21 protein-coding genes are annotated in these 23,871 nt (G+C 62.3%); 14 read left to right on the plus strand and 7 right to left on the minus strand.

The annotated features are described in order from the left end of the window. Positions 1–58: 58 nt before the first annotated feature. The 4 genes from kdpB to WI754_RS05175 all read left to right on the plus strand — a co-directional run bounded on the left by kdpB (position 59) and on the right by WI754_RS05175 (position 6,164). Positions 59–2,116 carry a potassium-transporting ATPase subunit KdpB gene (gene kdpB, locus WI754_RS05160; RefSeq protein ID WP_349436580.1) on the plus strand — a complete coding sequence of 686 codons (2,058 nt, stop codon included), beginning with the start codon at positions 59–61 and terminating at the stop codon, positions 2,114–2,116. Between the two features lie 12 nt (positions 2,117–2,128). Further along, complete coding sequence (gene kdpC, locus WI754_RS05165; RefSeq protein ID WP_349436581.1) at positions 2,129–2,698, plus strand: potassium-transporting ATPase subunit KdpC; 570 nt, start codon at positions 2,129–2,131, stop codon at positions 2,696–2,698. Between the two features lie 65 nt (positions 2,699–2,763). After that, positions 2,764–5,472, plus strand: a complete 2,709-nt coding sequence (locus WI754_RS05170) for a sensor histidine kinase KdpD (protein ID WP_349436582.1) — start codon at positions 2,764–2,766, stop codon at positions 5,470–5,472. Then, the gene (locus WI754_RS05175) at positions 5,469–6,164 is read left to right on the plus strand and encodes a response regulator transcription factor (protein WP_349436583.1); all 696 of its coding nucleotides are present in this window, start codon (positions 5,469–5,471) and stop codon (positions 6,162–6,164) included. Before WI754_RS05170 ends, WI754_RS05175 begins: the two co-directional genes overlap by 4 nt. Positions 6,165–6,181: 17 nt before the next feature. Here WI754_RS05175 and WI754_RS05180 read toward each other — a convergent pair whose 3' ends face one another. The 3 genes from WI754_RS05180 to WI754_RS05190 are packed head-to-tail and all read right to left on the minus strand — an operon-like array spanning position 6,182 to position 8,753. Further along, positions 6,182–7,321 carry an aminotransferase class I/II-fold pyridoxal phosphate-dependent enzyme gene (locus WI754_RS05180; RefSeq protein ID WP_349436584.1) on the minus strand — a complete coding sequence of 380 codons (1,140 nt, stop codon included), beginning with the start codon at positions 7,319–7,321 and terminating at the stop codon, positions 6,182–6,184. Beyond that, the gene (locus WI754_RS05185) at positions 7,318–7,962 is read right to left on the minus strand and encodes a PAS domain-containing protein (protein WP_349436585.1); all 645 of its coding nucleotides are present in this window, start codon (positions 7,960–7,962) and stop codon (positions 7,318–7,320) included. The genes WI754_RS05180 and WI754_RS05185 overlap by 4 nt, the downstream gene beginning before the upstream one ends. A gap of 56 nt (positions 7,963–8,018) precedes the next feature. Next, on the minus strand, positions 8,019–8,753 hold the full coding sequence (locus WI754_RS05190) for a sulfate transporter family protein (RefSeq protein ID WP_349436586.1): 735 nt from the start codon (positions 8,751–8,753) through the stop codon (positions 8,019–8,021). 173 nt (positions 8,754–8,926) lie between these two features. Between WI754_RS05190 and WI754_RS05195 the strand changes: the two genes are divergently transcribed. Genes WI754_RS05195 through WI754_RS05205 form a run of 3 tightly spaced genes read left to right on the plus strand, consistent with a single transcriptional unit; the run spans position 8,927 to position 11,927 of the window. Beyond that, on the plus strand, positions 8,927–10,294 hold the full coding sequence (locus tag WI754_RS05195) for an amidase (protein WP_349436587.1): 1,368 nt from the start codon (positions 8,927–8,929) through the stop codon (positions 10,292–10,294). Further along, positions 10,291–11,202, plus strand: coding sequence for an ROK family protein (locus tag WI754_RS05200; protein WP_349436589.1), 912 nt, complete (start codon positions 10,291–10,293; stop codon positions 11,200–11,202). The genes WI754_RS05195 and WI754_RS05200 overlap by 4 nt, the downstream gene beginning before the upstream one ends. Further along, the gene (locus WI754_RS05205) at positions 11,199–11,927 is read left to right on the plus strand and encodes a copper homeostasis protein CutC (RefSeq protein ID WP_349436590.1); all 729 of its coding nucleotides are present in this window, start codon (positions 11,199–11,201) and stop codon (positions 11,925–11,927) included. The genes WI754_RS05200 and WI754_RS05205 overlap by 4 nt, the downstream gene beginning before the upstream one ends. 11 nt (positions 11,928–11,938) lie before the next feature. On the opposite strand, the gene nagA is transcribed toward WI754_RS05205, so the two are convergent. Genes nagA through WI754_RS05225 form a run of 4 tightly spaced genes read right to left on the minus strand, consistent with a single transcriptional unit; the run spans position 11,939 to position 15,792 of the window. After that, positions 11,939–13,099: an N-acetylglucosamine-6-phosphate deacetylase gene (nagA, locus tag WI754_RS05210; RefSeq protein ID WP_349436591.1), complete on the minus strand. Its 1,161-nt coding sequence runs from the start codon at positions 13,097–13,099 to the stop codon at positions 11,939–11,941. Then, the gene (locus tag WI754_RS05215) at positions 13,096–14,118 is read right to left on the minus strand and encodes an SIS domain-containing protein (RefSeq protein ID WP_349437734.1); all 1,023 of its coding nucleotides are present in this window, start codon (positions 14,116–14,118) and stop codon (positions 13,096–13,098) included. The genes nagA and WI754_RS05215 overlap by 4 nt, the downstream gene beginning before the upstream one ends. A gap of 28 nt (positions 14,119–14,146) precedes the next feature. Next, positions 14,147–14,911 (minus strand): GntR family transcriptional regulator, encoded by a 765-nt coding sequence (locus tag WI754_RS05220; RefSeq protein WP_349436592.1) that lies wholly within the window; start codon positions 14,909–14,911, stop codon positions 14,147–14,149. Then, positions 14,908–15,792 carry an N-acetylglucosamine kinase gene (locus WI754_RS05225; RefSeq protein WP_349436593.1) on the minus strand — a complete coding sequence of 295 codons (885 nt, stop codon included), beginning with the start codon at positions 15,790–15,792 and terminating at the stop codon, positions 14,908–14,910. Before WI754_RS05225 ends, WI754_RS05220 begins: the two co-directional genes overlap by 4 nt. 197 nt (positions 15,793–15,989) lie before the next feature. Here WI754_RS05225 and WI754_RS05230 point away from each other — a divergent pair, with 197 nt between their 5' ends. The 7 genes from WI754_RS05230 (at position 15,990) to WI754_RS05260 (ending at position 23,867) form a co-directional block, all read left to right on the plus strand. Next, positions 15,990–16,889 (plus strand): N-acetylmuramic acid 6-phosphate etherase, encoded by a 900-nt coding sequence (locus tag WI754_RS05230; protein ID WP_349436594.1) that lies wholly within the window; start codon positions 15,990–15,992, stop codon positions 16,887–16,889. 53 nt (positions 16,890–16,942) lie between these two features. Continuing rightward, a complete protein-coding gene (locus WI754_RS05235) occupies positions 16,943–18,202 on the plus strand; it encodes an ABC transporter substrate-binding protein (RefSeq protein ID WP_349436595.1) in 1,260 nt (419 codons plus the stop codon). 288 nt (positions 18,203–18,490) lie between these two features. Next, a complete protein-coding gene (locus WI754_RS05240; RefSeq protein WP_349436596.1) occupies positions 18,491–19,441 on the plus strand; it encodes a sugar ABC transporter permease in 951 nt (316 codons plus the stop codon). Between the two features lie 13 nt (positions 19,442–19,454). After that, the gene (locus WI754_RS05245) at positions 19,455–20,294 is read left to right on the plus strand and encodes a carbohydrate ABC transporter permease (protein WP_349436597.1); all 840 of its coding nucleotides are present in this window, start codon (positions 19,455–19,457) and stop codon (positions 20,292–20,294) included. Further along, positions 20,291–21,349 (plus strand): Gfo/Idh/MocA family oxidoreductase, encoded by a 1,059-nt coding sequence (locus WI754_RS05250; protein ID WP_349436598.1) that lies wholly within the window; start codon positions 20,291–20,293, stop codon positions 21,347–21,349. The genes WI754_RS05245 and WI754_RS05250 overlap by 4 nt, the downstream gene beginning before the upstream one ends. Before the next feature lie 13 nt (positions 21,350–21,362). Beyond that, a complete protein-coding gene (locus tag WI754_RS05255; protein ID WP_349436599.1) occupies positions 21,363–22,364 on the plus strand; it encodes an ABC transporter ATP-binding protein in 1,002 nt (333 codons plus the stop codon). 237 nt (positions 22,365–22,601) lie between these two features. Further along, a complete protein-coding gene (locus WI754_RS05260; protein WP_349436600.1) occupies positions 22,602–23,867 on the plus strand; it encodes an efflux RND transporter periplasmic adaptor subunit in 1,266 nt (421 codons plus the stop codon). Positions 23,868–23,871: the final 4 nt, after the last annotated feature.

Below are 23,871 nucleotides of genomic sequence, written 5' to 3' on the forward strand. Positions count from 1 at the left end.
TTCCGCGGCTGACCGTAGTCGCCGTGATGTCACAAACAAAAGAAACTGGAGTTCTCTCATGAGCCAGTCCAAATCTGCGAGCCTCGTGGACTCTCGCATCCTCATTCCCGCGATTGGCTCGGCTTTTGCCAAGCTCAACCCGCGTACGCTCGCGAAAAACCCGGTGATGTTCGTCGTCGCCGTCGTCTCGACGCTGACGACCATCCTGTTCCTGCGCGATCTCGTCACCGGCGGCGAAGGCCTCGGCTTCTCGCTGCAACTGAATATCTGGCTCTGGTTCACGGTGCTTTTCGCCAATTTCGCCGAAGCCGTCGCCGAAGGACGTGGCAAGGCGCAGGCGGATTCACTGCGCAAGACGCGCACCGAAACGCAGGCAAAGCTGCTGACCGGCAGCGATCTCAAGAGCTACAAGGTGGTTCCCGGAACGAGCCTCAAGGTCGGCGACATCGTGCTTGTCGAGGCCGGCGACATTATCCCGTCGGATGGTGAAGTCATCGAAGGCGTTGCCTCCGTCAACGAAGCGGCGATCACCGGCGAATCCGCCCCGGTCATCCGCGAATCCGGCGGTGACCGCTCGGCCGTCACCGGCGGCACGCAGGTCCTGTCGGACTGGATCCGGGTACGCATCAGCGCCGCCGCCGGCTCGACCTTCATCGACCGGATGATCGCGCTGGTCGAAGGCGCCGAGCGCCAGAAGACCCCGAACGAGATCGCCCTCAACATCCTTCTCGCCGGCATGACGCTGATCTTCGTGCTTGCCGTTGCGACGATCCCGAGCTTCGCCACCTATGCTGGCGGTGCTATCCCGGTCATCGTTCTCGTCGCCCTGTTCGTGACACTGATCCCGACCACGATCGGCGCGCTTCTTTCCGCCATCGGCATTGCCGGCATGGACCGCCTGGTCCGCTTCAACGTGCTCGCCATGTCCGGCCGCGCGGTCGAAGCCGCAGGCGACATCGATACGCTGCTTCTCGACAAGACCGGCACGATCACGCTCGGCAACCGCCAGGCAACCGAGCTGTGCCCGGTCGCAGGCGTGTCGGCACAGGACCTTGCCGATGCCGCGCAGCTGGCATCGCTCGCCGACGAAACCCCCGAAGGCCGCTCCATCGTCGTTCTCGCCAAGGAGAAATACGGCATCCGTGCGCGCGACATGGCGCAACTGCACGCCCACTTCGTTCCCTTTACGGCCCAAAGCCGCATGAGCGGCGTCGATATTGAGGGATCGTCGATCCGCAAGGGTGCGGTGGACGCCGTGCTGAGCTATGTCGGCGGACTTGGCGCCTCGGCGCGTCCGGAAACCGTGCGCGAAATCCAGGCCATCGCTGACGAGATAGCCAAGTCCGGCGGCACGCCGCTCGCCGTCGTTCGCGACGGCCGTTTGATGGGTGTCGTGCATCTCAAGGATATCGTCAAGGGTGGCATCCGCGAGCGTTTCGCCGAGCTGCGCCGCATGGGCATCCGCACCGTGATGATCACCGGCGACAACCCGATGACTGCAGCTGCGATCGCTGCCGAAGCCGGCGTCGACGACTTCCTTGCTCAGGCGACACCGGAGAACAAACTGACGTTGATCCGCGAGGAACAGGCGAAGGGCAAGCTCGTTGCCATGTGCGGCGACGGCACCAACGATGCCCCGGCACTCGCCCAGGCCGATGTCGGCGTGGCCATGAACACCGGCACGGTGGCGGCCCGCGAAGCCGGCAACATGGTCGATCTGGATTCGGACCCGACCAAGCTGATCGAGATCGTCGAGATCGGCAAGCAGCTCCTGATGACACGCGGCGCGCTGACCACCTTCTCGATTGCCAACGACATCGCCAAGTATTTCGCCATCATCCCGGCAATGTTCCTGGCCTTCTATCCGCAACTGTCGGCGCTGAACATCATGGGGCTCGCCTCGCCGCAGAGCGCCATCCTGTCGGCCATCATCTTCAATGCGCTGGTCATCGTGGCGCTGATCCCGCTGTCGCTGAAGGGTGTGAAATATCGTGCCGTCGGCGCCGGCGCCCTGCTGTCGCGCAACCTGCTCATCTACGGCCTCGGCGGCGTCATCGTGCCGTTCATCGGCATCAAGGCCATCGATGTGGCCATCACCGCCCTTGGACTCGTTTAAAGGAATTCACCCATGTTGAAACAACTAAGACCAGCCCTTGTCACGATCGTTGCCATCACGGTCATCACCGGTCTTGCCTACCCGCTCGGCATGACGAGCATCGCCCAGGCTCTGTTCCCGCACCAGGCCAATGGCAGCCTCGTCGAAAAGGATGGAACGGTCGTCGGCTCGACGCTGATCGGCCAGGTCTTTTCAGGCGACACCTATTTCCACGGCCGCCCCTCGGCTGCCGGCGATGGCTACAATGCGGCCGCATCCAGCGGCTCCAACCTCGGCCCGACCAATCCGAAGCTGCTCGACCGGATCAAGGCGGAAGCGGAAGCTCTGAAAGCCACCAACCCTGGTGTCGCGGTCCCGATGGATCTGGTCACCGCATCGGGCAGCGGCCTCGATCCGCATATCACGCCGGAAGCGGCCTATTTCCAGGTGCCGCGCGTCGCCAAGGCGCGCGGCATGGACGAAGGTCAGGTCCGCACACTGGTCGATCAGGCCGTCGAGGCTCGCGAACTCGGGATTCTCGGCGAACCGGCCGTCAACGTCTTGGCGCTGAACATGGCACTTGATAAAGCTGTTTCGCCCTGATGGTGCCGGGCGGAAAGCGGCATTCGGCTGCTTTCCGTCCGAGACGGAGAAAGACTGAACGCTTCATGCGAGACGACAGCCGCGACATGGATGGCAGGCCATCACCGGATGCGCTTTTACAGCGGGCGGAGCGGGAAAGCCGCGGCCGCCTGAAAATCTTTCTGGGAGCGGCCCCCGGCGTCGGCAAGACCTTTGAAATGCTCACCTCCGCCCATGCGCGGAAAGCTGACGGCGTCGATGTCGTCGTCGGCGTGGTCGAGACCCACGGCCGCAAGGAAACCCAGGCGCTGGTCGATGGCCTGGAGGTCATCCCGCGCTCGAGCGTCGAGTATAAGGGCCGTCGTCTCGATGAAATGGACATCGATGCCATCCTTGCACGACGTCCCGCCCTGGTCCTCGTCGACGAACTGGCGCACACCAATGCGCCCGGCAGCCGCCACCCCAAGCGCTACATGGATGTGAAGGAACTGCTCTCGCGCGGCATCGACGTCTATTCGACGCTCAACATCCAGCATGTCGAAAGCCTGAACGACGTCGTCGCCCAGATCACCCGTATCAGGGTGCGCGAAACGGTTCCCGATTCGATCATCGATCGGGCCGACGACGTCGAAATCATCGACCTGACGCCGGATGACCTGATCAAGCGGCTGCATGACGGCAAAGTCTATGTGCCGAAGACGGCGCAACGGGCGCTCGAGAATTATTTCTCGCCCGGAAACCTGACAGCGTTGCGCGAACTGGCGCTTCGCCGCACGGCCCAGCGGGTCGATGAACAATTGCTGACCCACATGCAGGCGCATGCTATCTCCGGTCCCTGGGCGGCCGGCGACCGGGTGCTTGTCTGCATCGACGATCATCCGCGCTGCGCGTCTTTGGTGCGCTATGCCGCCCGGCTTGCCGACCGCCTGCGTGCGCCCTGGGTGGCGCTTTACGTGGAGACGGCAAGGTCCGTGCATTTGCCTGAAGCCGCGCGCGACAGGATCGCCGCGACCCTGCGTCTCGCGGAACATCTGGGCGGCGAGGCAATCACCCGACCGGGCTCCGATGAGGCCGAGGAAATCGTCCGCCACGCAGCGGCAAGCAATGTCACCCATATCATTGTCGGCAGCCCCAAAAAATCTCGCTGGCGGCAGTGGCTCCAGGGTTCGGTGACCGACAAGCTCATCCGCAGCGCAGGCGATATCAGCGTTCATGTCATTGCTGGGGATGACCGTGAGGGCGATCCGGTCGCAACGGGCGTCAGGACGGTGCCGACGCCAGTGCAGTTCAAGATCAGGCCCTATGTGCTGGCGACACTCTATGTCGGCTGCGCGCTGGGCGTGGGTTTTCTGCTCGACCAGTCGCTCGATGTGCGCAACATCGCGCTGGTCTTTCTGATGGCGGTTCTGACCACGGCGGTAACGGAAGGCTTGAAGCCGGCCCTCTATTCGAGCGTCATCGGTGCGCTCGCCTTGAATTTCTTCTTCCTTGCGCCGCTTTACACATTCGTGATCGGCGATCCGGAAAGTGTCGTCGCCTTCGTCTTTTTCTTCGTGGTGGCGATCGTCGCCAGCAATCTGACCGCGAGCGTGCAGCGTCAGGCGGCAGCGGCACGCCTGCGTGCCCGAACCACCGAGGACCTTTATCTTTTCAGCAAGAAGCTGGCGGGCACCGGCACGCTGGACGACGTGCTCTGGGCGACGGCATTTCAGCTCGCTTCCATGCTGAAAGTGCGCGTCGTGCTGCTTCTGCCGGAAGACGGGACGATTGCCGTGAAAGCCGGCTATCCACCGGATGACACGCTGGATGACGCCGATATCGCCGCGGCGCGCTGGGCCTGGGAACACAATCGCGCTGCCGGACGCGGCGCCGATACGCTTCCGGGAGCCAAACGGCTCTACGTGCCGCTCCGCACCGCACGCGCCGCCGTCGGCGTCATCGGTCTCGACAACGACCGGCAAGGGCCACTGCTCACGCCGGAACAACAGCGGCTGCTCGATGCGCTGGCCGATCAGGCGGCGCTTGCCATCGAGCGTGTCCAGCTTGTCGCTGATGTCGACAATGCGCGGCTGGCCGAGGAAGCCGGCAAGCTTCGCTCGGCGCTGCTGACGTCTATCTCGCACGACCTGAAGACACCCTTGGCGGCCATCATGGGTGCTGCCGGCACCCTGCGGGACTACCAGTCCGTGCTGCCGGAAGGGGACCGCTTCGAACTGTTGACGACGGTGACGGACGAATCGGAGCGGCTGAACCGTTTCATCGCCAACCTTCTCGACATGACCCGGATCGAGTCCGGTGCGATGGAGCCGAATGCGGCGTTCCATTATATCGGCGATATCGCCGGCAGCGCCTTGCGCAGGGCGAGCAAGATTCTGGCTCATCACGAGGTCGATGTTCGCGTTCCCGCCGAGTTGCCCATGGTCAGGGTCGATCCCGTCCTGTTCGAGCAGGTACTGTTTAACCTGCTCGACAACGCCGCCAAATATGCCCCTGATGGTTCGACCGTCGGCGTTCAGGCGGAAACCGATGGCGCACGCGTTCTTCTCAGGGTTTCCGATGAGGGGCCAGGCATCCCTCCCGGTGATCTCGAGCGGGTCTTCGATACGTTTTATAGGGTGCGCAAAGGTGATCACGTCCGGGCCGGAACCGGGCTTGGCCTGTCGATCTGCCGCGGCTTTATCGAGGCAATGGGCGGGACCATCGCCGCTGAGAACAGGACGGACCGTTCCGGCGCCGTCTTCACCGTCAGCCTGCCGCTCTTGCCGGATGCGCCCAATCTGAAGGACATGAAATGACCCTGTCGGCCGTCAAAATCCTGGTCGTTGACGACGAGCCACCCATTCGCCGGCTGCTGCGCGTCGGCCTGGCGACACAGGACTATGCCGTCAGCGAAGCGGGCAACGGCAAGGCCGCGAAGGAAATGGTCAGGATCGAGCAACCCGATCTGATCCTGCTCGATCTGGGTCTGCCGGATGTACCGGGCCACGACCTCCTGAGGGGCTGGCGCGAAGAGGGCCTGACGCTGCCCATCGTCATCCTGTCGAGCCGGACCGACGAAGCCGGGATCGTCAAGGCATTGGAACTCGGTGCCGACGATTATGTGACCAAACCCTTCGGCATGAACGAACTGGTGGCGCGCATCCGCGTGGCGCTGCGCCACCGGCTGCAGCAGCAGGGCGAGAAACCGCTGTTCCAGACCGGCGGCCTTTCCGTCGATCTGGTCAAGCGCATCGTCAAGGTCGATGGCCGCGAGGTGAAGCTGTCGCCGAAGGAATACGATATCCTGCGCATCCTGGTGCAGCACGCCGGCAAGGTGCTTACGCATCAGTTCCTGCTTAAGCAGATCTGGGGCAACGCGGCCGACGTACAATATCTGCGCGTCTATGTCCGCCAGCTCCGCCAGAAGATTGAAGTCAGCCCCGACCAGCCGCAATACATCACCACCGAGACAGGCGTCGGATACCGGCTGCGCGAGGCTGATATTTAGCCAGCTTCTCTTTTCGGTTAAGCGCCGTTGCGCTGGAGCCAGTTGCGCAGGACGGTCAGACCCTCGGGCACATGCAGGCGCCCGAACCCGATGCGCAGGCAGTTTTCCGGCACCGGCGTCAGGTCAGAATGATAGACGCTCGATGGCAGGAAGAACACGCCCGCTTCCTCGACAACGCGTCTGGTAAACTCTTCGACGCCATCCGCGCCCTTGTAGCGGATGAAGGCAACGCAACCCCCATCGGGTTCGCGCCAGTCGAACAGATGCGGGAAGTCGGCAAAGAATGTGTTCAGATGGGCTATGTTGCTGCGGACGATGCCCCGTGTTCTTGCCAATATCTGGTCGCGGTTTTTCAGCGCAATCCGCGCCAAGATTTCCGATGGCGCGGAATTGCAGATCGACAGGAAATGCTTGTAGCGCTCGCAGCGCACCAGAAATTCGTGATCGTTGGATGCCAGCCAACCGATCCTCAAGCCCGGCAGGCCGTAGGCTTTCGACATGACATTGAGTGAAATTCCACGCTCATAGACGTCGATCGCCTGTGGCAGGCGCAGGCGCTCGTCCTTTTCGATCAGCCGGTAGACTTCGTCGCTGAACAGCCAGATGCCCTGCTTGCGGCAGAGTTCGGTGAGAGCATCGAAGGTCGCGCGTGGAAGAATCTTGCCGGTCGGATTGTTGGGAAAGTTGATCGAGATCAGTTTCGTGTTCGGCCGAAGCGCCGCCTTGATGCGGCCGATGTCGAGATCCCAGTGATTGTCCATATCCAGCGCCACGCCGGTCACGGCGCAGATGCTGAGCGGAAGAGTTTCGGCGGCCTGATAGTTCGGGGTGATGACGATCGCGTGGTCGTCCGCGGTCAGCAGGACTTTCATCGCTATGTAGATCGCCTCCTCTGCACCGGCAAAACAGATCAGGTTTTCCGGTCCGGCCATTTCGTATGTGCCGGCGATTTCCTGCCTGAGTGCGGGCGCGCCAAAGGTTTCGGTATAGCCCAGGCTGAGGTTTTCGAACTCGGAGCGATCCTCGTCGCTTGCCATGGCAAGCAATTCCGGCAGCCGCAGGCTCTCCGCGTCGGAGGCGGTCATGTTGTATCTCGCGACGAACTCCCATTTGGACATGTAGGTTTCCAGCGCAAAATCACGCATCGGCTTCGTCATCGCGGTTCTTCCTCATTGGCGGTTTCCTGTTTCTGGCGGATGGCGCCAAGGCGGTTGTAGATCGTCGCCCGCGACAGTTTCAAAATCTCGGCGACATAGGGAACGGCCTTGCGGATCGCAAAGACCCCGCGCACGTCGAGCATGCCGATCAGCTCGTCCATGTCCGCGCTGGTGAGACCCGCGAGCGTGGCCCTGCGTGTGCCAAGGAAGTCGCCGATCACCGAGTTGACCGCCTCGCGCCAATCCTCCGCCATGAGTGCCGACGTCTTCGGCATGGGCGCCGCGATATCGACCATCGATTTCAACTGGTCGAAGATGCTGGCAAAGGCTTCGATGTCGTGATTGATGCAGAGCAGCCCGACCGGCCTGCCCTCGGCGTCGCGCAAAACCGCCGTAATCGCCTTTAGCCGGCGGCCGTCCCAATTGGATTTGCCATAAGGTCCGATCACATCGTCTTCGAGCGAGGATACCAGGCCAGCCTCGTTGAGCGAACTGTCTTCCGGCCGCCGCTTCGAGAAGGCATTGGCGATATGGAAAATCAGTCCGCTATCGAGATCATGCAAGACGGCTTCCACATGTGGTGAAAACAGCGTGGCGATCGCGTCGCAGACAGGGATGAAGGGCGTCAATGGATGAGACATGCAGTCTTATCCACCATGTTTTACAATTAGTCAATATAGACGAATTGTAAAAGTCGCTACATCGCGCCCTGACTTAGTTGCTGGCGAAAAGCCGGGTCGCGTTGCGACAGCTTCTTGTGAAGATGCACCATCATGCCGGCAGCAAAGAGCGGCGTCAGCAGATTGAGAATTGGCACTGCAAGGAAGGCTGCGAGGATGAGGCCTGCCAAAAACACCATGCCGGCATGCTTGGCGCGAAACAGCCGCGCCTCGGCGGGCGGGCGATGGCGCATGGCGGCAAACTCGAAGAATTCCCTGCCGAGCAGATAGCCATTCACCAGGAAGAACGCGATCAGGTTGATGCCGGGGATGAGCAGCAGGAACAACGCAACGATGTTGCCGGCAATGATCACGCCGAGGAACTTCATGGTTCCGGCGATCGCTTCGCCCAGCGGCAACGGGCGGCCAGCCGGTTCCGCCGGATAGTCCCGTTTTTCGACGACCTCCGCCACATCGTCGAGAAAGAAGCCCGCGATCAATGCCGTCACCGGCGCCAGAAGCAGCGCCAGCGCCAGCGCGATGCCGAGGCTCGCAAAAATGCCGATGACGACGGCAAGCCACCCCTCCCAGCCGGATGTGCCGGGGATAAGCACGTCGAGCCACGGCAAGGCGAGATAGATGAAGAGTTCACGCAGCGCCAACCACAGTCCGGCAAGGGCCAACAGCGTCAGGCCCAACACTTTCCAGAATACCGAGCGCGTCTCCGGCGCGAAGAGATTGTTGAAGGAAAGTCGCGCCGCGTCGAGTATCATCAATCATCTCCGTGCTGTCAGCGGCCGTTTTGCCGCCTTGGGCATGTAGGCGGGCGGGCGTGACCGGGCAAGACCGCGGCGAAAATCATGTGTGAAGGAGGCGGAATGCGCTGCCAATCAAGGTGTCACATCGATATGATGCCGCCGCTGGCGCAGTTCTGGAGAAGATAGCGATGGATGGAGTGGACGGAAACATATCGGTTGCAGGTCTTTCCGTCCTGCTGCAGGCGGGTACTCTCGATCCGTTGCAACTGGCAAAGGCAACGCTGGAACGAATAGCCGCCCACAAGGATCAGGCGATTTTCACCTGTCTGCTGGCAGAGCGTGCACTGGCGGAGGCAAAGGCATCGGGTGAACGCATTCGCTCAGGCCGGTCCCGCGGTCTTCTCGACGGTATTCCGGTGGCATGGAAGGACCTGTTCGACACGAAAGGCGCGGTGACGACCGCCGGTTCGGTCGTCCTGGGTCATAAGCCGGCTACGACTGATGCCGACGTCGTTAGGGCGCTCGCCGATGCGGGAATGGTCAGCGTCGGCCGAACCAATTTGAGCGAGTTCGCCTTTTCCGGCCTCGGCATCAATCCGCACTACGGTACGGCGCACAATGCGGCCTCCCGCGACGTGCCGCGCATTCCGGGCGGTTCGTCGGCGGGTTCGGGGGTGGCGGTCGCCGCCGGTCTGGTGCCGGTCGCGATCGGCACGGACACGGGCGGCTCGATCCGCATTCCCGCGGCATTGAACGGTATCGTCGGCTACAAGGCAACGCGCAGCCGCTATTCGATGAAGGGCGTGTTCCCGCTGGCAAAAAGCCTCGATTCGCTCGGGCCGCTCTGCCGCACGGTGCAGGACGCTCTCTGGATCGACGCCGCCATGCGAGGCCGCACGGCGCCGGATGTCGGCCGGACGGACCTGCGAGATCTCAAGCTTGTCATACCGGAGACCGTCGTGTTCGACGGTGCCGAGGCAGGCGTCGTGGCAGCGTTCGAGGCTGCAATTTCGCGGCTTGAAAGGGCGGGAGTGCAGGTTACGCGCCGAGCCTTCCCGATCTTTGCGGAGATTTTCGAACTGATGGCGCGACATGGCGCACTGGTAACCGCTGAGGCCTATGTCCTGCACACGGAGCGTCTTCAGGGCACCGACGCCGAGCGAATGGATCATCGCGTGGTCGCGCGCACCCGGCTTGGCGAAAAGATCAGCATGGCGGACTATGTCGCGATTCTCGAGGGGCGCGAGCGGCTGATCGCAGCGCTGGCCGACAATCTCGAACCGGGCGAACTGATGGCGCATCCGACCTTGCCGCATGTGGCGCCGCCGATAGCGCCTCTGCTTGCCGATGACGAACTGTTTTTCAAGATCAACGGCAAGACGCTGCGCAACACCTCGATCGGCAATTTTCTCGATGGCTGCGGCGTCTCCATTCCCTGCGGTACGGGTGATGCCGGCATGCCGGTCGGCTTTCTCCTGTCCGGTCAGCGCAACGAGGATGAGCGCCTGTTGTCGGCGGCGCTTTCCACGGAAGCCGTCATCCGCGGTGACGCATGATCGTCTGTTTCGACATTGGCGGCTCGGCTATCAAAGGTGCCGTTGCGCATTCGGCGGAGCGAATAGAACCGCTTGGCCGCCGGCCGACGCCGCTTGACGATTTCAATGCCTTTGCCGAAACGCTTCGTCTGGCGATCGACGAAGCAGGCGGAAAACCGGATCGGATTGCCATATCGATCACCGGCGTCGTCGATCCGGAAACCAAGGCGATCAAATGCGCCAATATTCCCTGCATCGACGGGCGCAAGCTTTCTGCCGACCTGTCCGATATCCTTGGCCTGCCCGTGCTCGTTGCCAATGATGCCGATTGTTTCGCGCTGGCGGAGGCCGGTGCCGGTGCCGGCCGCGGCCACCGGATCGTGCTTGGCGTCATCCTCGGCACGGGTGTCGGCGGCGGACTTGTGGTGGCCGGCAGGCTGATCAATGAGGATGGCGGTTTCGCCGGCGAATGGGGCCACGGTCCGGCGGTCGCTTCCGTAGCCGGCACGCCACCGGTCGCGATCCCCGCCTTCGATTGCGGCTGCGGCCAGCGCGGTTGCGTCGATACCATCGGCGGTGCCCGCGGCATGGAGCGCCTGCATCAGACCCTGCATGGCAAGACGCTGACCAGCGAAGAGATCACCACGGTCTGGCAAGCTGCCGATGCCGAGGCGGCGCGGACCATCGAGGTGCTTGTCGATCTCGTCAGCTCGCCCCTCGCGCTGACGGTCAACATCACCGGCGCGACGATCGTTCCCGTCGGCGGCGGCCTTGCCAACGTCACGCCGCTGATTGCGCAGATCGACAAGGCCGTGCGCGCGCGCATTCTTCGAAAATTCGAGCGGCCCCTGGTCGTGCCCGGCGAATGCGGCATCGAGCCGGGCCTGATTGGTGCTGCCATCCTCGGCCTTGGCGGAGAAACCCGATGACGAGCATTCTTCTGGAAGTCTGTGTCGAGGACGCAGCGGGTCTCATGGCAGCCGTCGAAGGTGGCGCCGATCGCATCGAACTGTGCTCGGCCCTTTCCGTCGGTGGCCTCACGCCGTCGCCGGGGCTGATGACCATGGCGGCCAGGCTCGATGTTCCCGTCTATGCGATGATCCGGCCACGGCCGGGCGATTTTGTGTTCGGTACGGATGATATCAGCATCATGCGCGCAGAGATCGACGCAGTGCGCGTCGCAGGTCTTGCCGGTGTCGTGCTCGGAGCGAGCCGCTCCTCTGGAAATTTGGATGTGGCCACATTGCGACTGCTGGTCGAACACGCCGCAGGGCTCGGATGCACGCTGCACCGCGCCTTCGATCTGGTCCCGGATTTTGCAGAGGCAGTCGATATCGCCGTCGCTCTCGGTTTCGAGCGCATCCTGACATCGGGAGGGGCCAAAAAGGCTCCGGACGGCGTTGATGCGCTGGCATCGATCATGACGGCTGCGAACGGCCGTATCTCGATCATGCCGGGATCCGGCGTAACGCTGGAGACGATCGACGGAATTCTGTCTCGCCTTTCCGTCAGCGAGGTCCATTCCTCATGCTCGATCGATAAGCCGGCTCATGATCCCCGGCTGGTGTCGCTCGGTTTTGTTGCGCCAAGTTTCAAGCGGACGGATGCAGATGTGGTCCGCAAATTGAAGGCGCAGCTGACCGCCGCGCTCTGATAGCCAAAAGCTTAGACCTGAAATACGCGCTGGCCGCCAATCCAGGTCGAAGCCATCTCCAGCCGTTCCGTCAGCAGCACGAAATCGGCGTCCAGCCCGGGCAGCAACCGACCCTTGCGAGTAGCAACGCCGACGGCGTCAGCGGGATAGGCAGATGCCATGCGGATCGCTTCGTCGAGCGGCAGGTTCAGCTTTTCATGGGCAAAGCGCACGGATGACAGCATGTCGATATCGGCGCCGGCCAGCGTCCCGTCGGCCAGCGTCAGGCGCCCGCCCTTGCGGAAAATCTCGCGGCCGTTGAGCAGGAAACTGGTCTGGTCGGAGCCGATCGTCGACATGGCGTCGGTGACGATGAAGATCCGCCCCGGGCCGTTCTTGGCGCGAAGGGCTATCCCCATCGACACCGGATCGACATGGAAACCATCGGCAATGATCCCTGCGTAGAGGTCGCCGGTATCGAGCGCGCCACCAACGACACCGGGCTCACGGTGTCCGAGCGGGCTCATGGCGTTGAACAGATGGGTGACGGTGCGCGCGCCGGCCTGCGCATATTCCACAACGGTCTTATAGCCCGTATCCGTGTGGCCGAGGCTGACGACGATGCCGGCGTCTGCCAGCGCCTTCACCTGAGTGGCCGTCGCATTTTCGGGCGCCACCGTGACCATCATCGCATCGAACACGCCGGCGCAGGCGAGCATGGCATCGAGATCGACCTGGTCCATCGGCCGGATGAGCGCCGGGTCGTGCGCACCCTTTCGAGCAACGGAAAGATGCGGTCCCTCCAGATGTAGCCCGAGGAATCCGGGTACATTTTCAGCCTTGGCCTGCCTGCCGCCCTCGATCGTTCTAGCGCGAACCTCAAACGTATCGGTGATCAAGGTCGGCAAAAGGGCCGTCGTGCCGAACTGCGCGTGGGCGGCGCAGATGGTGCGGATCGCATCTGCGTCCTGCCGGTCGTTCAGCATCACGCCGCCGCCGCCGTTGACCTGCAAGTCGATGAAGCCGGGAACGAGCAACTGCCCGCTGGCGGCGATCGTTTCCGTCCCGGCGGGCAGATCGTTCTCCGGCAAAAAGCCGGTGACTGTACCGCCATCCAGCAGCAAGGACTGGCCATCGTGCCAAACGAGGCCGTCGAAAATCCGGGCGCCGGTGATTGCTGTCCGAGCGGTCATCGTGTCTCCGTTACCTTCTTGAGGGCGACGGGCGCATCCGGATTGAGGCCGCGCGAGCGCGACCAGGATTCGACGAAACCGTAGAAGGGAAGGATCAGCGTCAGCGCGTCGGTGATCGGATGGCCGGTCTCGACAAAGGGCAGCACCTTCGCCGCCTTGGCGTTGGAGGACGTGACGAAGGCAAGCGCGCCCTTGTTGCTGAGACCGTCAAGGATGCCGGTAACCGAGCCTTCCGCCGCGTCGCGCGCGGCAAGGCCGATGACCGGGAAGCGCTTTTCGACCAGTGCCACCGGTCCATGCAGCACTTCCGCCGCCGAATAGGCCTCGGCGTGCATGCCCGAGGTTTCCTTGAATTTCAGCGCCGCTTCGCTGGCGATGGCAAGCGCTGGTCCGCGGCCGAGCACGAACAGCGATTCCGCATCCCCGAGCTCGTCCGCGAGTGCCTGCCAGTCGAGCTTCACAGCCTTGGCAAATTGCGACGGCAGGTCGGCGACAGCGCGCCGCAGGGCCTCGTCGTCGGTCCATTCGCCGAGGATGGCAAGCCCGGCGACGATCGAGTTGACGTAGGATTTGGTCGCGGCAACGGCGATTTCCGGGCCAGCGAGGATGTCGAGCGGATGGGTGCTGGCTTCAGAAATCGGCGAGGGTAGGGTGTTGGTGAGCGCAATCGTCACGGCGCCGGCCTTGGTCGCGGCTTCGGCCATGGCGACGATGTCCGGGCTCTTGCCGGATTGCGAAATCGCAATCGAAGCGGCGCCGGATAGCTGCATCTTCGCGCCATAGATCGAGGCGAGCGACGGGCCGAGCGAGGCGACGGGCTTGCCGGTCGAAAGCTCGATTGCATATTTCAGGAACAAGGCGGCATGGTCGGACGAGCCGCGGGCGATCGTTACCAGGAAGGCAGGGTTTTTTTCGCGCAGTGCCGCGCCGGCCTGCTTGATCGCGGTTCCTGACTGGTCGAGAAGGCGGGCCGCCGCTTCGGGAATCTCATCGATTTCGCGCCGCATATTGGTCTGCATGGTCATGTCTTTCTTCTTTGGGCCGTTCTTACGATTCCGGCAGGGTCAATTCCGCCACGAAGTCGTAGGCGTCACCCCGGTAGAGCGAGCGGGTGAACTCCACGACGCGGCCGGAGGCAAGATAGGAAATACGTTCGATCGAGAGGCTCGCCGATCCTACCGGTACGCCAAGCATTGCCGCGTCCGGATCCTTGAGGCTGCAGGCGGAAATCCGCTGCACGGCGCGCACGGGCCGCGACTTGGTCTTGTCGAGCTCGGCATAGAGCGATGTGCCGATCCGGACAGGGTCGGGCAGGAATTCGGCGGAAATGCTCGCCCGCTCGATGGCGAGCGGCATGTCATCGGCGATGCGCAAGCGGCCGAGACGGGCGACAAGCGAATCGGCAGCAAGGCCAAGCACCATCATCTCATCCGGTGAGGGGTGAAACAATCCGCGCTCGATCCACTGCGCTGTCGTCGTCAGCCCGCGCCGCGCCATGTCCTCGGTAAAGGAGGTCAGCCGTGAGAGCGACTGCTGCACACGGTTCACCGGCTTGACCACGAAGGTCCCGGAGCCGTGACGGCGCACCAGCAGCCCGTCCTTGACCAGATCGTCGACCGCCTTGCGCACTGTCACCCGGCTGATATTGGCATAGTCGGCCAGATCGCGTTCCGGGGGCAGCGCATCGCCGTGGTTCAGCTTGCCCGACAGGATCGCTTCCTCCAGCGATTGCCGCAGTTTCAGGTAAAGCGGACCGGACCCTCCGGCCTGCAGGCCTTCCAGCGGCAATATGGCCTCAAGATGCTGGGTCATGCCTCTGCCCTCGCATCGGCGGCAAAGCGTTTGGCGGCGAGCGCAACGGAGCCGGTCAGCGCGTCTGCCTCAGGCTCCACGAAAAGTGGCTGGTGCCGCTTGGCGAGCCAGGGTCGATAGAGCGTTGCCAGCCCACCGAGCAGGCAAAGCCTGCGGCTTCCGCGGGCCACCACGGCATCTAGCGCCTCGTCGACCGTCAGTGCAGCCGCCCGCAGCAGCGCGATCGCCACCGGGTCGTTGCGGCCAGCGAATTCAAAGACCTTCGGCGCAAACCGGCCGAATTCGCCGGGGCGGGCAACGCGGGCGAATTCAACCACGTCGCGCGGATCGGAATTGAACTCCGCCATCACCGCATCGGTCAGCGGCGAGGATGGATGGATCTGGTCGAAGGCCAGCACGCTCTCCTGCAGAAGGGCGTGGCCGAGGCGGGCACCGCTGCCGAGATCACCGATCTGAAACCCCCATCCGCCGATATAGCGGATGTCGCTTGCCTGTCTGGCAATGTAGATCGAACCGGTGCCGAGGATGGCGACCGCACCGTCGCTGTCGCCCAGCGCGCCCTGCAATGCGATCAGCCCGTCCGACTCGATGTCGGCCTTTGCAAAGGGAAGGCGTTCTTTCACATAGTGCACGGCATCGCCGACATTACTGCCCGCCACACCAAGAAGTGCGCAGGCTGAGCCGATCTTCGAGGGGGCGATGTTCGCCTCCTCGAACGCAGCCGTCGCCGCGCCGACAATATGGATCAGGGCATTGTCGGGATCGGTCAGAATGTTGGCGGCGCCGCTTTTGCCGCGCCCGAGGATACGTCCGTCAGGCCCCGCTACAGCCGCGCGGCAGCTCGTGCCCCCGCCATCGATTCCCAGAATATAATTTGGCATGGATACCTCCGGAGAAAAGGATACCAAAAAAATACCATTAACCAAGGGGGATTTGGTCTTTAATTGGATTTATCGCCTAACATTGCGAAATTGCAGGCAAATTTTATGGATGGAAATTTTTCTTCGGCCGGAAGTTAATTTTTCCTAGACAATTGGTATTTTTTTGGCATTAATTTGCGGAGAGGGAGATTGAGCGTATGCCGTCAGTGAAAACCGAACAGCGCCACGACAAGGCGATCGGACTGGATGTCATGCATCCGGCGCTTGCGCTGCGTCTGTTGGCATCCGGCCAGCAGGCCGCGGCGAAGGTTGTCGATGCGGCAATCGAGCCGCTTGCCGCCGCTGCGCAGATCGCTGCGGAAGCGTTGGCCAATGGCGGGCGCCTGGCTTATGCGGGTGCCGGCAGCTCGGGCCTCATGGCGATGACCGATGCGCTGGAATTGCCGGGAACCTATGGAATTGCCCACGACAAAATCGTCGTTCTGTTGGCCGGCGGTGCTGCCAGCCTTACCGATCTTGCCGGCGGTTACGAAGACGACATGGAGCTCGCCCGCAAGGACGTGCGCGACGCCGGCATCGGCAAAGGTGATTGTCTGATTTCCGTTTCCGCCAGCGGCTCGACGCCCTACGCACTGGCCGCGGCAGATGAAGCCCGGCAGCGCGGCGCGCGTGTCATCGCAATGGCGAACAATCCCGGCGCCATGCTCTTTCAGGGTGCCGAGGTGGCCATCCTGTTGCCGACGCCGCCCGAGGTGATCTCCGGATCGACGCGCATGGGCGCGGCCACGGCGCAGAAGATAGCCTTGAACATGTTTTCTACCCTTGTCGGCATCCATCTCGGCCATGTCTACGACGGGCACATGGTCAACCTGAAAGCCGACAATGCCAAGCTGCGCGGTCGCGCCGTCCGAATCGTTTCCGACATTACCGGCATCGGGGCGGCGGAAGCGGGCCGCTATCTCACCACGTCATCGGGATCGGTAAAGATCGCCATTCTTCTTGCTGCTGGGGCCAAGGATGTGGCGGCGGCGCAGGCCGCACTTGCCGAGGCCGGTCAAAACTTGCGCCGCGCCTTGTCCGGCGTCGCGGCACATTGATTCTAAGGGTTCCAAAACCGCGCCAGACCGGCGCATATAAAAGGGAGAACGTAATGACCCGCACTACCTTGAAAGGCTTGCTGCTTGTGTCCAGCATCCTCGGCTCCGCCGGGCTGGCGCATGCGGAAGACGTCACGCTGACGATCGAAAGCTGGCGCAACGACGACCTGACCATCTGGCAGGAAAAACTGATCCCGGCTTTTGAAGCGAAGAATCCGGGTATCAAAGTGAAATTCGCGCCGACGGCGCCGACCGAATACAACGCTGCGCTGAACGCCAAGCTCGACGCCGGCTCCGCTGGTGACCTCGTCACCTGCCGTCCGTTCGACGTCTCGCTCGAACTCTACAACAAGAAACACCTCGCCGACCTCACCGGCCTTGCCGGCATGGAGAATTTCTCTCCGGTCGCCAAATCCGCCTGGACGACGGACGACGGTTCGGCGACCTTCTGCGTGCCGATGGCTTCGGTCATCCACGGCTTCATCTACAACAAGGATGCCTTCGACAAGCTCGGTATCGCCATCCCGACGACGGAAGCCGAATTCTTCGCCGCGCTCGACAAGATCAAGGCCGATGGCACCTACATCCCGATGGCGATGGGCACGAAGGATCTCTGGGAAGCCGCAACCATGGGCTACCAGAACATCGGCCCGACCTATTGGAAGGGTGAGGAAGGCCGCGCCGCTCTCATCAAGGGCGAGCAGAAGCTGACCGACGAGCCGTGGGTCGAGCCCTACCGCGTTCTTGCCAAGTGGAAGGACTATCTCGGCGACGGCTTCGAAGCCCAGACCTATCCGGACAGCCAGAACCTGTTCACGCTCGGCCGCGCCGCCATCTATCCGGCCGGCTCATGGGAAATCGGCCTGTTCAACACCCAGGCCCAGTTTAAGATGGGCGCCTTCCCGCCGCCGGTTAAGGCCGCTGGCGATACCTGCTATATCTCCGACCACACCGACATCGGCGTTGGCCTGAATGCCAAGAGCGCGCATCCGGAAGAAGCCAAGACGTTCCTGAGCTGGGTTGCCTCGCCGGAATTCGCCGACATCTACGCCAACGCGCTGCCGGGCTTCTTCAGCCTGAATTCGACAGCGGTGAAGATGGCCGATCCGCTCGCGCAGGAATTCGTGTCCTGGCGCGAAAAGTGCAAGCCGACCATCCGCTCGACCTACCAGATCTTGGCGCGCGGCACCCCGAGCCTCGAAAACGAGACGTGGGTTGAATCGGCCAACGTCATCAACGGCACCGATACGCCGGAAGTCGCCGCCGAGAAACTGCAGAAGGGTCTCGACAGCTGGTACAAGCCGGCGAAGTAGCCAACTTACCCTCCCCTTGAGGGGGAGGGTCGGCACGAAGTGCCGGGGTGGTGTGATCTTTCGCGTGAAGCAATAGTCACCCCCACCCGCGCGTTCTGCTTTACCTCCCCCATCAAGGGGGAGGTAATGCAGGCGCCGGCGCATTGAGCGCAAAATCGTGTAATCTAAAATCACATCCCACCGGCGGCTTCGGCCCGCTGGCTGAGGCATGCGCGGCGGGGACCGGCGGCGCAGCGCCTTGCCGCATTTCGCGGTGATCGACGAAAAACGGGTCGGAGCGGCAGAGCCATGAGCAGCGCCATAATGTCTGAGGACAGCATTCAAACACCGGCACGGGCGAGACGCTGGCATATCCTCGTTTTCCTGCTGCCCGCCTTCGTCATCTATTCCGCCGTCATGATCCTGCCGCTGGCGGAAACGCTGCGCCTGTCGCTGTTCAACACCGTTGACGGCCAGCCGACCTTCGTCGGTTTTGCCAATTTCCAGGTGCTGTTCGGCGAAGAGCGCTGGGCGGCGGATTTCTGGCGGGCGCTCAAGAACAATTTCGTTTTCTTCGCCATCCACATGCTGGTCCAGAACCCGCTTGGCATTGCGCTTGCCGCGATGCTGTCGATCCCGAAGCTCAGGCTTGCTACCTTCTATCGGACCGCGATCTTCCTGCCGACGCTCTTGTCCTTCGTCATTGTCGGTTTCATCTGGAAGCTGATCCTGTCGCCGATCTGGGGCATCACACCATTTTTCATGGACCTGGTTGGTCTCAAGGCCTTCTTCGCCCCCTGGCTCGGCAAGCCCGGTTCGGCGCTGATCGCGGTGTCACTGATTTCCGTCTGGCAGAATATCGGCATCCCGATGATGCTGATCTATGCGGCGCTGCTCAACATCCCGGACGAGGTGATCGAGGCGGCAGAATGCGACGGCGTCACCGGCTGGAGCCAGTTCTGGAAGATCAAGCTGCCGCTGGTACTGCCGGCGATCGGCATGGTCTCGATCCTTACCTTCGTCGGCAACTTCAACGCCTTCGACCTGATCTATACCGTGCAGGGGGCGCTGGCCGGACCGGACGGATCCACCGACATTCTCGGCACGCTGCTCTATCGCACCTTCTTCGGCTTCCAGCTGCAACTGGGCGACCGCTCGATGGGCGCCACCATCGCCACGGTGATGTTCCTGATCATCCTTGCCGGCGTGTCGCTGTATCTCTTCGGCATCCAGCGGCGTGTCCGCCGCTACCAGTTCTAACGGAGAGGACAAAATGTCAAAAGCACGCATGTCACCCTTGCGTTCCGGCTTCGTACATCTGGCGCTCGCCGGTTACACCGTCATCGCCCTGTTCCCGGTTCTCCTGACGATCGTGAATTCGTTCAAGGACCGGAATGCCATCTTCCGCACGCCGCTTTCGCCGCCGACGGCAAATACCTTCAGCCTCGTCGGTTATGAGACGGTGCTGAAGCAGGGCGATTTCGTCGGCTATTTCCAGAACAGCCTGATCGTCACCGTCGTCTCGATCTTCTTCGTGCTGCTGTTCGGCGCGATGGCTGCCTTCGCGCTGTCGGAATATCGCTTCAAGGGCAATACGATGATGGGGCTTTATCTCGCCATCGGCATCATGATCCCGATCCGCCTCGGCACGGTGGCGATCCTGCAGGGCATGGTCGCCGCCGGTCTGGTGAACACGCTGACGGCGCTGATCCTCGTCTATACCGCGCAAGGTTTGCCGCTTGCCATTTTCATCCTGTCGGAGTTCATGCGTACCGTCTCGGACGATCTGAAGAATGCCGGACGCATCGACGGCCTGTCGGAGTATGCGATCTTCTTCCGCCTGGTGCTGCCGCTCATCAAGCCGGCCATGGCGACGGTCGCGGTCTTCACGATGATCCCGATCTGGAATGACCTCTGGTTCCCGCTGATCCTCGCCCCTGGCGAAGCTACCAAGACGGTCACGCTCGGCTCACAGGTCTTCATCGGCCAGTTCGTCACCAACTGGAACGCGGTGCTTGCCGCCCTGTCGCTGGCGATCTTCCCGGTCCTCGTCCTCTACGTCATCTTCTCGCGGCAGCTGATCCGCGGCATTACCGCTGGAGCCGTCAAGTGAGCGCCAAGCCCATCCGCGTACTCGTCGCCGGCCTCGGCAATATGGGCCGCAGCCACGCGCTCGCCTATCACAACAATCCCGGCTTCGAGATCGTCGGTCTGGTCAACCGCTCGAAGGTGGCTCTGGTGCCCGAACTCCAGGGCTACATGATCCATCCGAGCTTCGAAGCCGCACTGGAAGAGTTGAAGCCCGATCTCTGCTCGATCTGCACCTATTCAGACAGCCATGCCGATTATGCCGTCATGGCGTTCGAAGCCGGTTGCGACGTCTTCGTCGAAAAGCCGCTGGCAACGACGGTGGCTGATGCAGAACGGGTGGTCGCGGCAGCCAAGAGGGCCGGCAGAAAACTCATCGTCGGCTATATTCTGCGCCATCACCCCTCCTGGGTGCGGCTGATCGCCGAGGCCCGCAAGCTCGGCGGCCCCTATGTTTTCCGCATGAATCTCAATCAGCAATCGAGCGGCCCGACCTGGACGACCCACAAGGCACTGATGGACACCACCCCGCCGATCGTCGATTGCGGTGTGCATTATGTCGATGTCATGTGCCAGATCACCGATGCCAGGGCGGTCGAGGTCCGTGGCATGGGCCTGCGGCTCTCCAACGAGATTGCGCCGGACATGTACAATTACGGTCACCTGCAGGTGATCTACGAGGATGGCTCCGTCGGCTGGTACGAAGCGGGCTGGGGGCCGATGATTTCGGAAACCGCCTTCTTCGTGAAGGACGTGATGACGCCGAACGGCTCGGTCTCGATCGTCATGGATCCGAACGCCAAGTCCGACGACATCGACACGCATACCAAGACCGCCGTCATTCGTGTCCACAGGTCAGAAACCGGGCCGGATGGCAAGTTCGTCCACAAGGACGAAGACCTGAAAATGGATGGCGAGCCGGGGCATCAGGAACTCTGCGATCTAGAGCAGGCCTATGTGCTGAAGGCCATCACCGAAAACATCAACCTCGAACGACACATGGATGATGCCGTCCAGTCGCTGCGCATCTGCCTTGCGGCCGATGAAAGCGTGCGCACCGGTCGTCCCGTTAAACTATAAAAGAGGGCCTCACGTGGGATCTTTAAATCTGAAATCCATTCGCAAGGCCTTCGGCACCCATGAGGTTCTGAAGGGCATCGATCTCGAAGTGAAGGACGGTGAGTTCGTTATTTTCGTCGGCCCGTCAGGCTGCGGCAAGTCCACGCTCCTGCGGGTGATCGCCGGTCTGGAGGACGCGACCTCCGGCAGCGTCCAGATCGACGGCCTGGAGGTGATCAACACGCCGCCCGCCAAGCGCGGTATCGCCATGGTGTTCCAGTCCTACGCGCTCTATCCGCACCTGACCGTCAAGGACAATATGGGCCTTGGCCTGAAGCAGATGGGCGCACCCAGGGTCGAGGTTGACGCCAAGGTCGCCAAGGCGTCCTCGATGTTGTCGCTGGAACCTTATCTCGCGCGCCGCCCGGCCGAGCTGTCCGGCGGCCAGCGCCAGCGCGTCGCCATCGGCCGCGCCATCGTGCGCGAGCCGAAGCTCTTCCTGTTCGACGAGCCGCTATCGAACCTCGATGCAGCGCTGCGCGTCAACACGCGTATCGAAATCGCAAGGCTGCATCGCAGCCTCAAGGCGACGATGATCTATGTGACGCACGACCAGGTCGAGGCCATGACACTCGCCGACAAGATCGTGGTGCTCAATGCTGGCCAGATCGAGCAGGTCGGCTCGCCGATGGAGCTTTACAACAAGCCGGCAAACGTCTTCGTCGCCGGTTTCATCGGCTCGCCGCAGATGAACTTCATCGAGGCGGGCAAGCTCGGTGACACCCAAGCGAAAACCATCGGCATCCGGCCCGAGCACATCATCCTGTCGCGCGAAAGTGGCGACTGGAAGGGCAAGGTCATTCATGTCGAGCACCTCGGTGCCGACACCATTCTCTATCTGGAAACGGAGCTCACCGGCCTTCTGACGGTCCGGCTCTTCGGCGAGCACCGCTACGATGTCGACGATGTTGTCTATGCGACGCCGGACAGGACGGCGATGCATCGTTTCGGCTCGGACGACCGGGTCTTGCGCTGATCTTGAAAATCCAATTTTTGTACCGAGCGATGACAGAAGTTGCCGCTCGGTAACGTTTTTTTGTGCGCCGCATCATTGGCTTGCGCTCCCTCCGATTTTAACATACATATCTGTTTGTATAATTTGATATGGCTACATTAGCACCCCGTTGGGTGCGCCGTGTCTTGATGATCTTTTTAACTTCCGGCTGCTGCCGCTTTCCTTTTTACCAGGGGCTGGCCCGCGCCGGGCTTATGCGTGGAACCGATGATGCGGATGAATCGACTGATCTTGACGGTGGCCGTGGCCGGTCTGGCTGTTGTTGCTGGATGCCAGAAACAGGAAGAACAACAGGCCGCGCCCGCCTTTCCTCCATCGCAGGTCGCGGTCGTCACGACGAAGACCGAGGAGTTGCCGATCACCAACGAGCTCCCCGGCCGCATCGCCGCGACCCGCGTCGCGGAAGTGCGACCGCGCGTCACTGGCATTATCGTCGATCGCGTGTTCCAGCAGGGCTCGATGGTCAAGGAAGGCGAGGTGCTCTACAAGATCGACCCGGCCCCCTTCCAGGTCCAGGTCGACAGCGCCGAGGCAACACTGACACGCGCCAAAGCCGTGCAGCTTCAGGCCAAGCAGGCCGCTGACCGTCAGACGCAGCTGCGCAAATCCGGTGCGGCGGCGCTGCAGCAGTATGACGACGCGATCGCACAGCTGGCGCAGGCCGATGCCGATGTCGCAGTCGCCGAAGCCGGTCTCGCGACCTCAAGGCTGAATCTACAATATGCGAGCGTCACCGCGCCGATCAGCGGCCGTATCGGCCGTGCACTGATCACCGAAGGTGCGCTGGTCAGCGCCAACGGCACGGAAAATCTGGCGACGATCCAGCAACTCGATCCGGTATACGCCGACTTCACGCAGCCGGCTACCGATCTGATCCGTCTGCGCAAGGCCCTGCAGGACGGCCAACTGATAACCGACAAGAATGAAGCGGCGGTACAGTTGATCCTTGATGACGGCACGCCCTATGATCAGAAGGGCAAGCTGCTCTTCTCGGAAGCCGCCGTCGATGAGACGACCGGTCAGGTGACGCTGCGCGGCGAATTCCCAAATCCCGACGGCGATCTGCTGCCCGGCATGTATGTCCGCGTGCAGATTCAGCAGGGTGTCGAAAAGAACGCGATCGCCATCCCGCAGCAGGCTGTCCAGCGCAGCAACAGCGGTCAGTCGCAGGTCTATGTCGTCAATGGCGAAAACAAGGTGGAATTCCGCAACATCACGCTTGGCCGCACCATCGGCAATCGCTGGATGGTGACCAACGGCCTGAAAACCGGAGAAAAGGTGATCGTCGAGGGCTTCCAGAAGATCGGCCCCGGAGCGGAGGTCGTTCCGGCCGAGTGGGATCCGAACGGCAAGCCTGCCGGTGAGGCGGGCGCGGCGCAGTCCGCGCAGGCTGAAGCCGGCAAGGCCGATACGGCTGCCGCCGCACCGGCCGGGGGCGAAAAGCCCGCGGTCGAGCAGAAGTGAGGAC

This window comes from Pararhizobium sp. A13, from assembly GCF_040126305.1.
GTDB lineage: Bacteria > Pseudomonadota > Alphaproteobacteria > Rhizobiales > Rhizobiaceae > Pararhizobium.

Coding starts and splice junctions, on each gene's coding strand:
- WI754_RS05175 (WP_349436583.1), top strand. CDS start 5,469: ATGACCCTGTCGGCCGTCAAAATCCTGGTCGTTGACGACGAGCCACCC.
- nagA (WP_349436591.1), bottom strand. CDS start 13,099: ATGACCGCTCGGACAGCAATCACCGGCGCCCGGATTTTCGACGGCCTC.
- WI754_RS05190 (WP_349436586.1), bottom strand. CDS start 8,753: ATGATACTCGACGCGGCGCGACTTTCCTTCAACAATCTCTTCGCGCCG.
- WI754_RS05225 (WP_349436593.1), bottom strand. CDS start 15,792: ATGCCAAATTATATTCTGGGAATCGATGGCGGGGGCACGAGCTGCCGC.
- WI754_RS05235 (WP_349436595.1), top strand. CDS start 16,943: ATGACCCGCACTACCTTGAAAGGCTTGCTGCTTGTGTCCAGCATCCTC.
- WI754_RS05185 (WP_349436585.1), bottom strand. CDS start 7,962: ATGTCTCATCCATTGACGCCCTTCATCCCTGTCTGCGACGCGATCGCC.
- WI754_RS05195 (WP_349436587.1), top strand. CDS start 8,927: ATGGATGGAGTGGACGGAAACATATCGGTTGCAGGTCTTTCCGTCCTG.
- WI754_RS05170 (WP_349436582.1), top strand. CDS start 2,764: ATGCGAGACGACAGCCGCGACATGGATGGCAGGCCATCACCGGATGCG.
- WI754_RS05180 (WP_349436584.1), bottom strand. CDS start 7,321: ATGACGAAGCCGATGCGTGATTTTGCGCTGGAAACCTACATGTCCAAA.
- kdpC (WP_349436581.1), top strand. CDS start 2,129: ATGTTGAAACAACTAAGACCAGCCCTTGTCACGATCGTTGCCATCACG.
- WI754_RS05200 (WP_349436589.1), top strand. CDS start 10,291: ATGATCGTCTGTTTCGACATTGGCGGCTCGGCTATCAAAGGTGCCGTT.
- WI754_RS05245 (WP_349436597.1), top strand. CDS start 19,455: ATGTCAAAAGCACGCATGTCACCCTTGCGTTCCGGCTTCGTACATCTG.
- WI754_RS05240 (WP_349436596.1), top strand. CDS start 18,491: ATGAGCAGCGCCATAATGTCTGAGGACAGCATTCAAACACCGGCACGG.
- WI754_RS05230 (WP_349436594.1), top strand. CDS start 15,990: ATGCCGTCAGTGAAAACCGAACAGCGCCACGACAAGGCGATCGGACTG.
- WI754_RS05220 (WP_349436592.1), bottom strand. CDS start 14,911: ATGACCCAGCATCTTGAGGCCATATTGCCGCTGGAAGGCCTGCAGGCC.
- WI754_RS05205 (WP_349436590.1), top strand. CDS start 11,199: ATGACGAGCATTCTTCTGGAAGTCTGTGTCGAGGACGCAGCGGGTCTC.
- kdpB (WP_349436580.1), top strand. CDS start 59: ATGAGCCAGTCCAAATCTGCGAGCCTCGTGGACTCTCGCATCCTCATT.
- WI754_RS05215 (WP_349437734.1), bottom strand. CDS start 14,118: ATGCAGACCAATATGCGGCGCGAAATCGATGAGATTCCCGAAGCGGCG.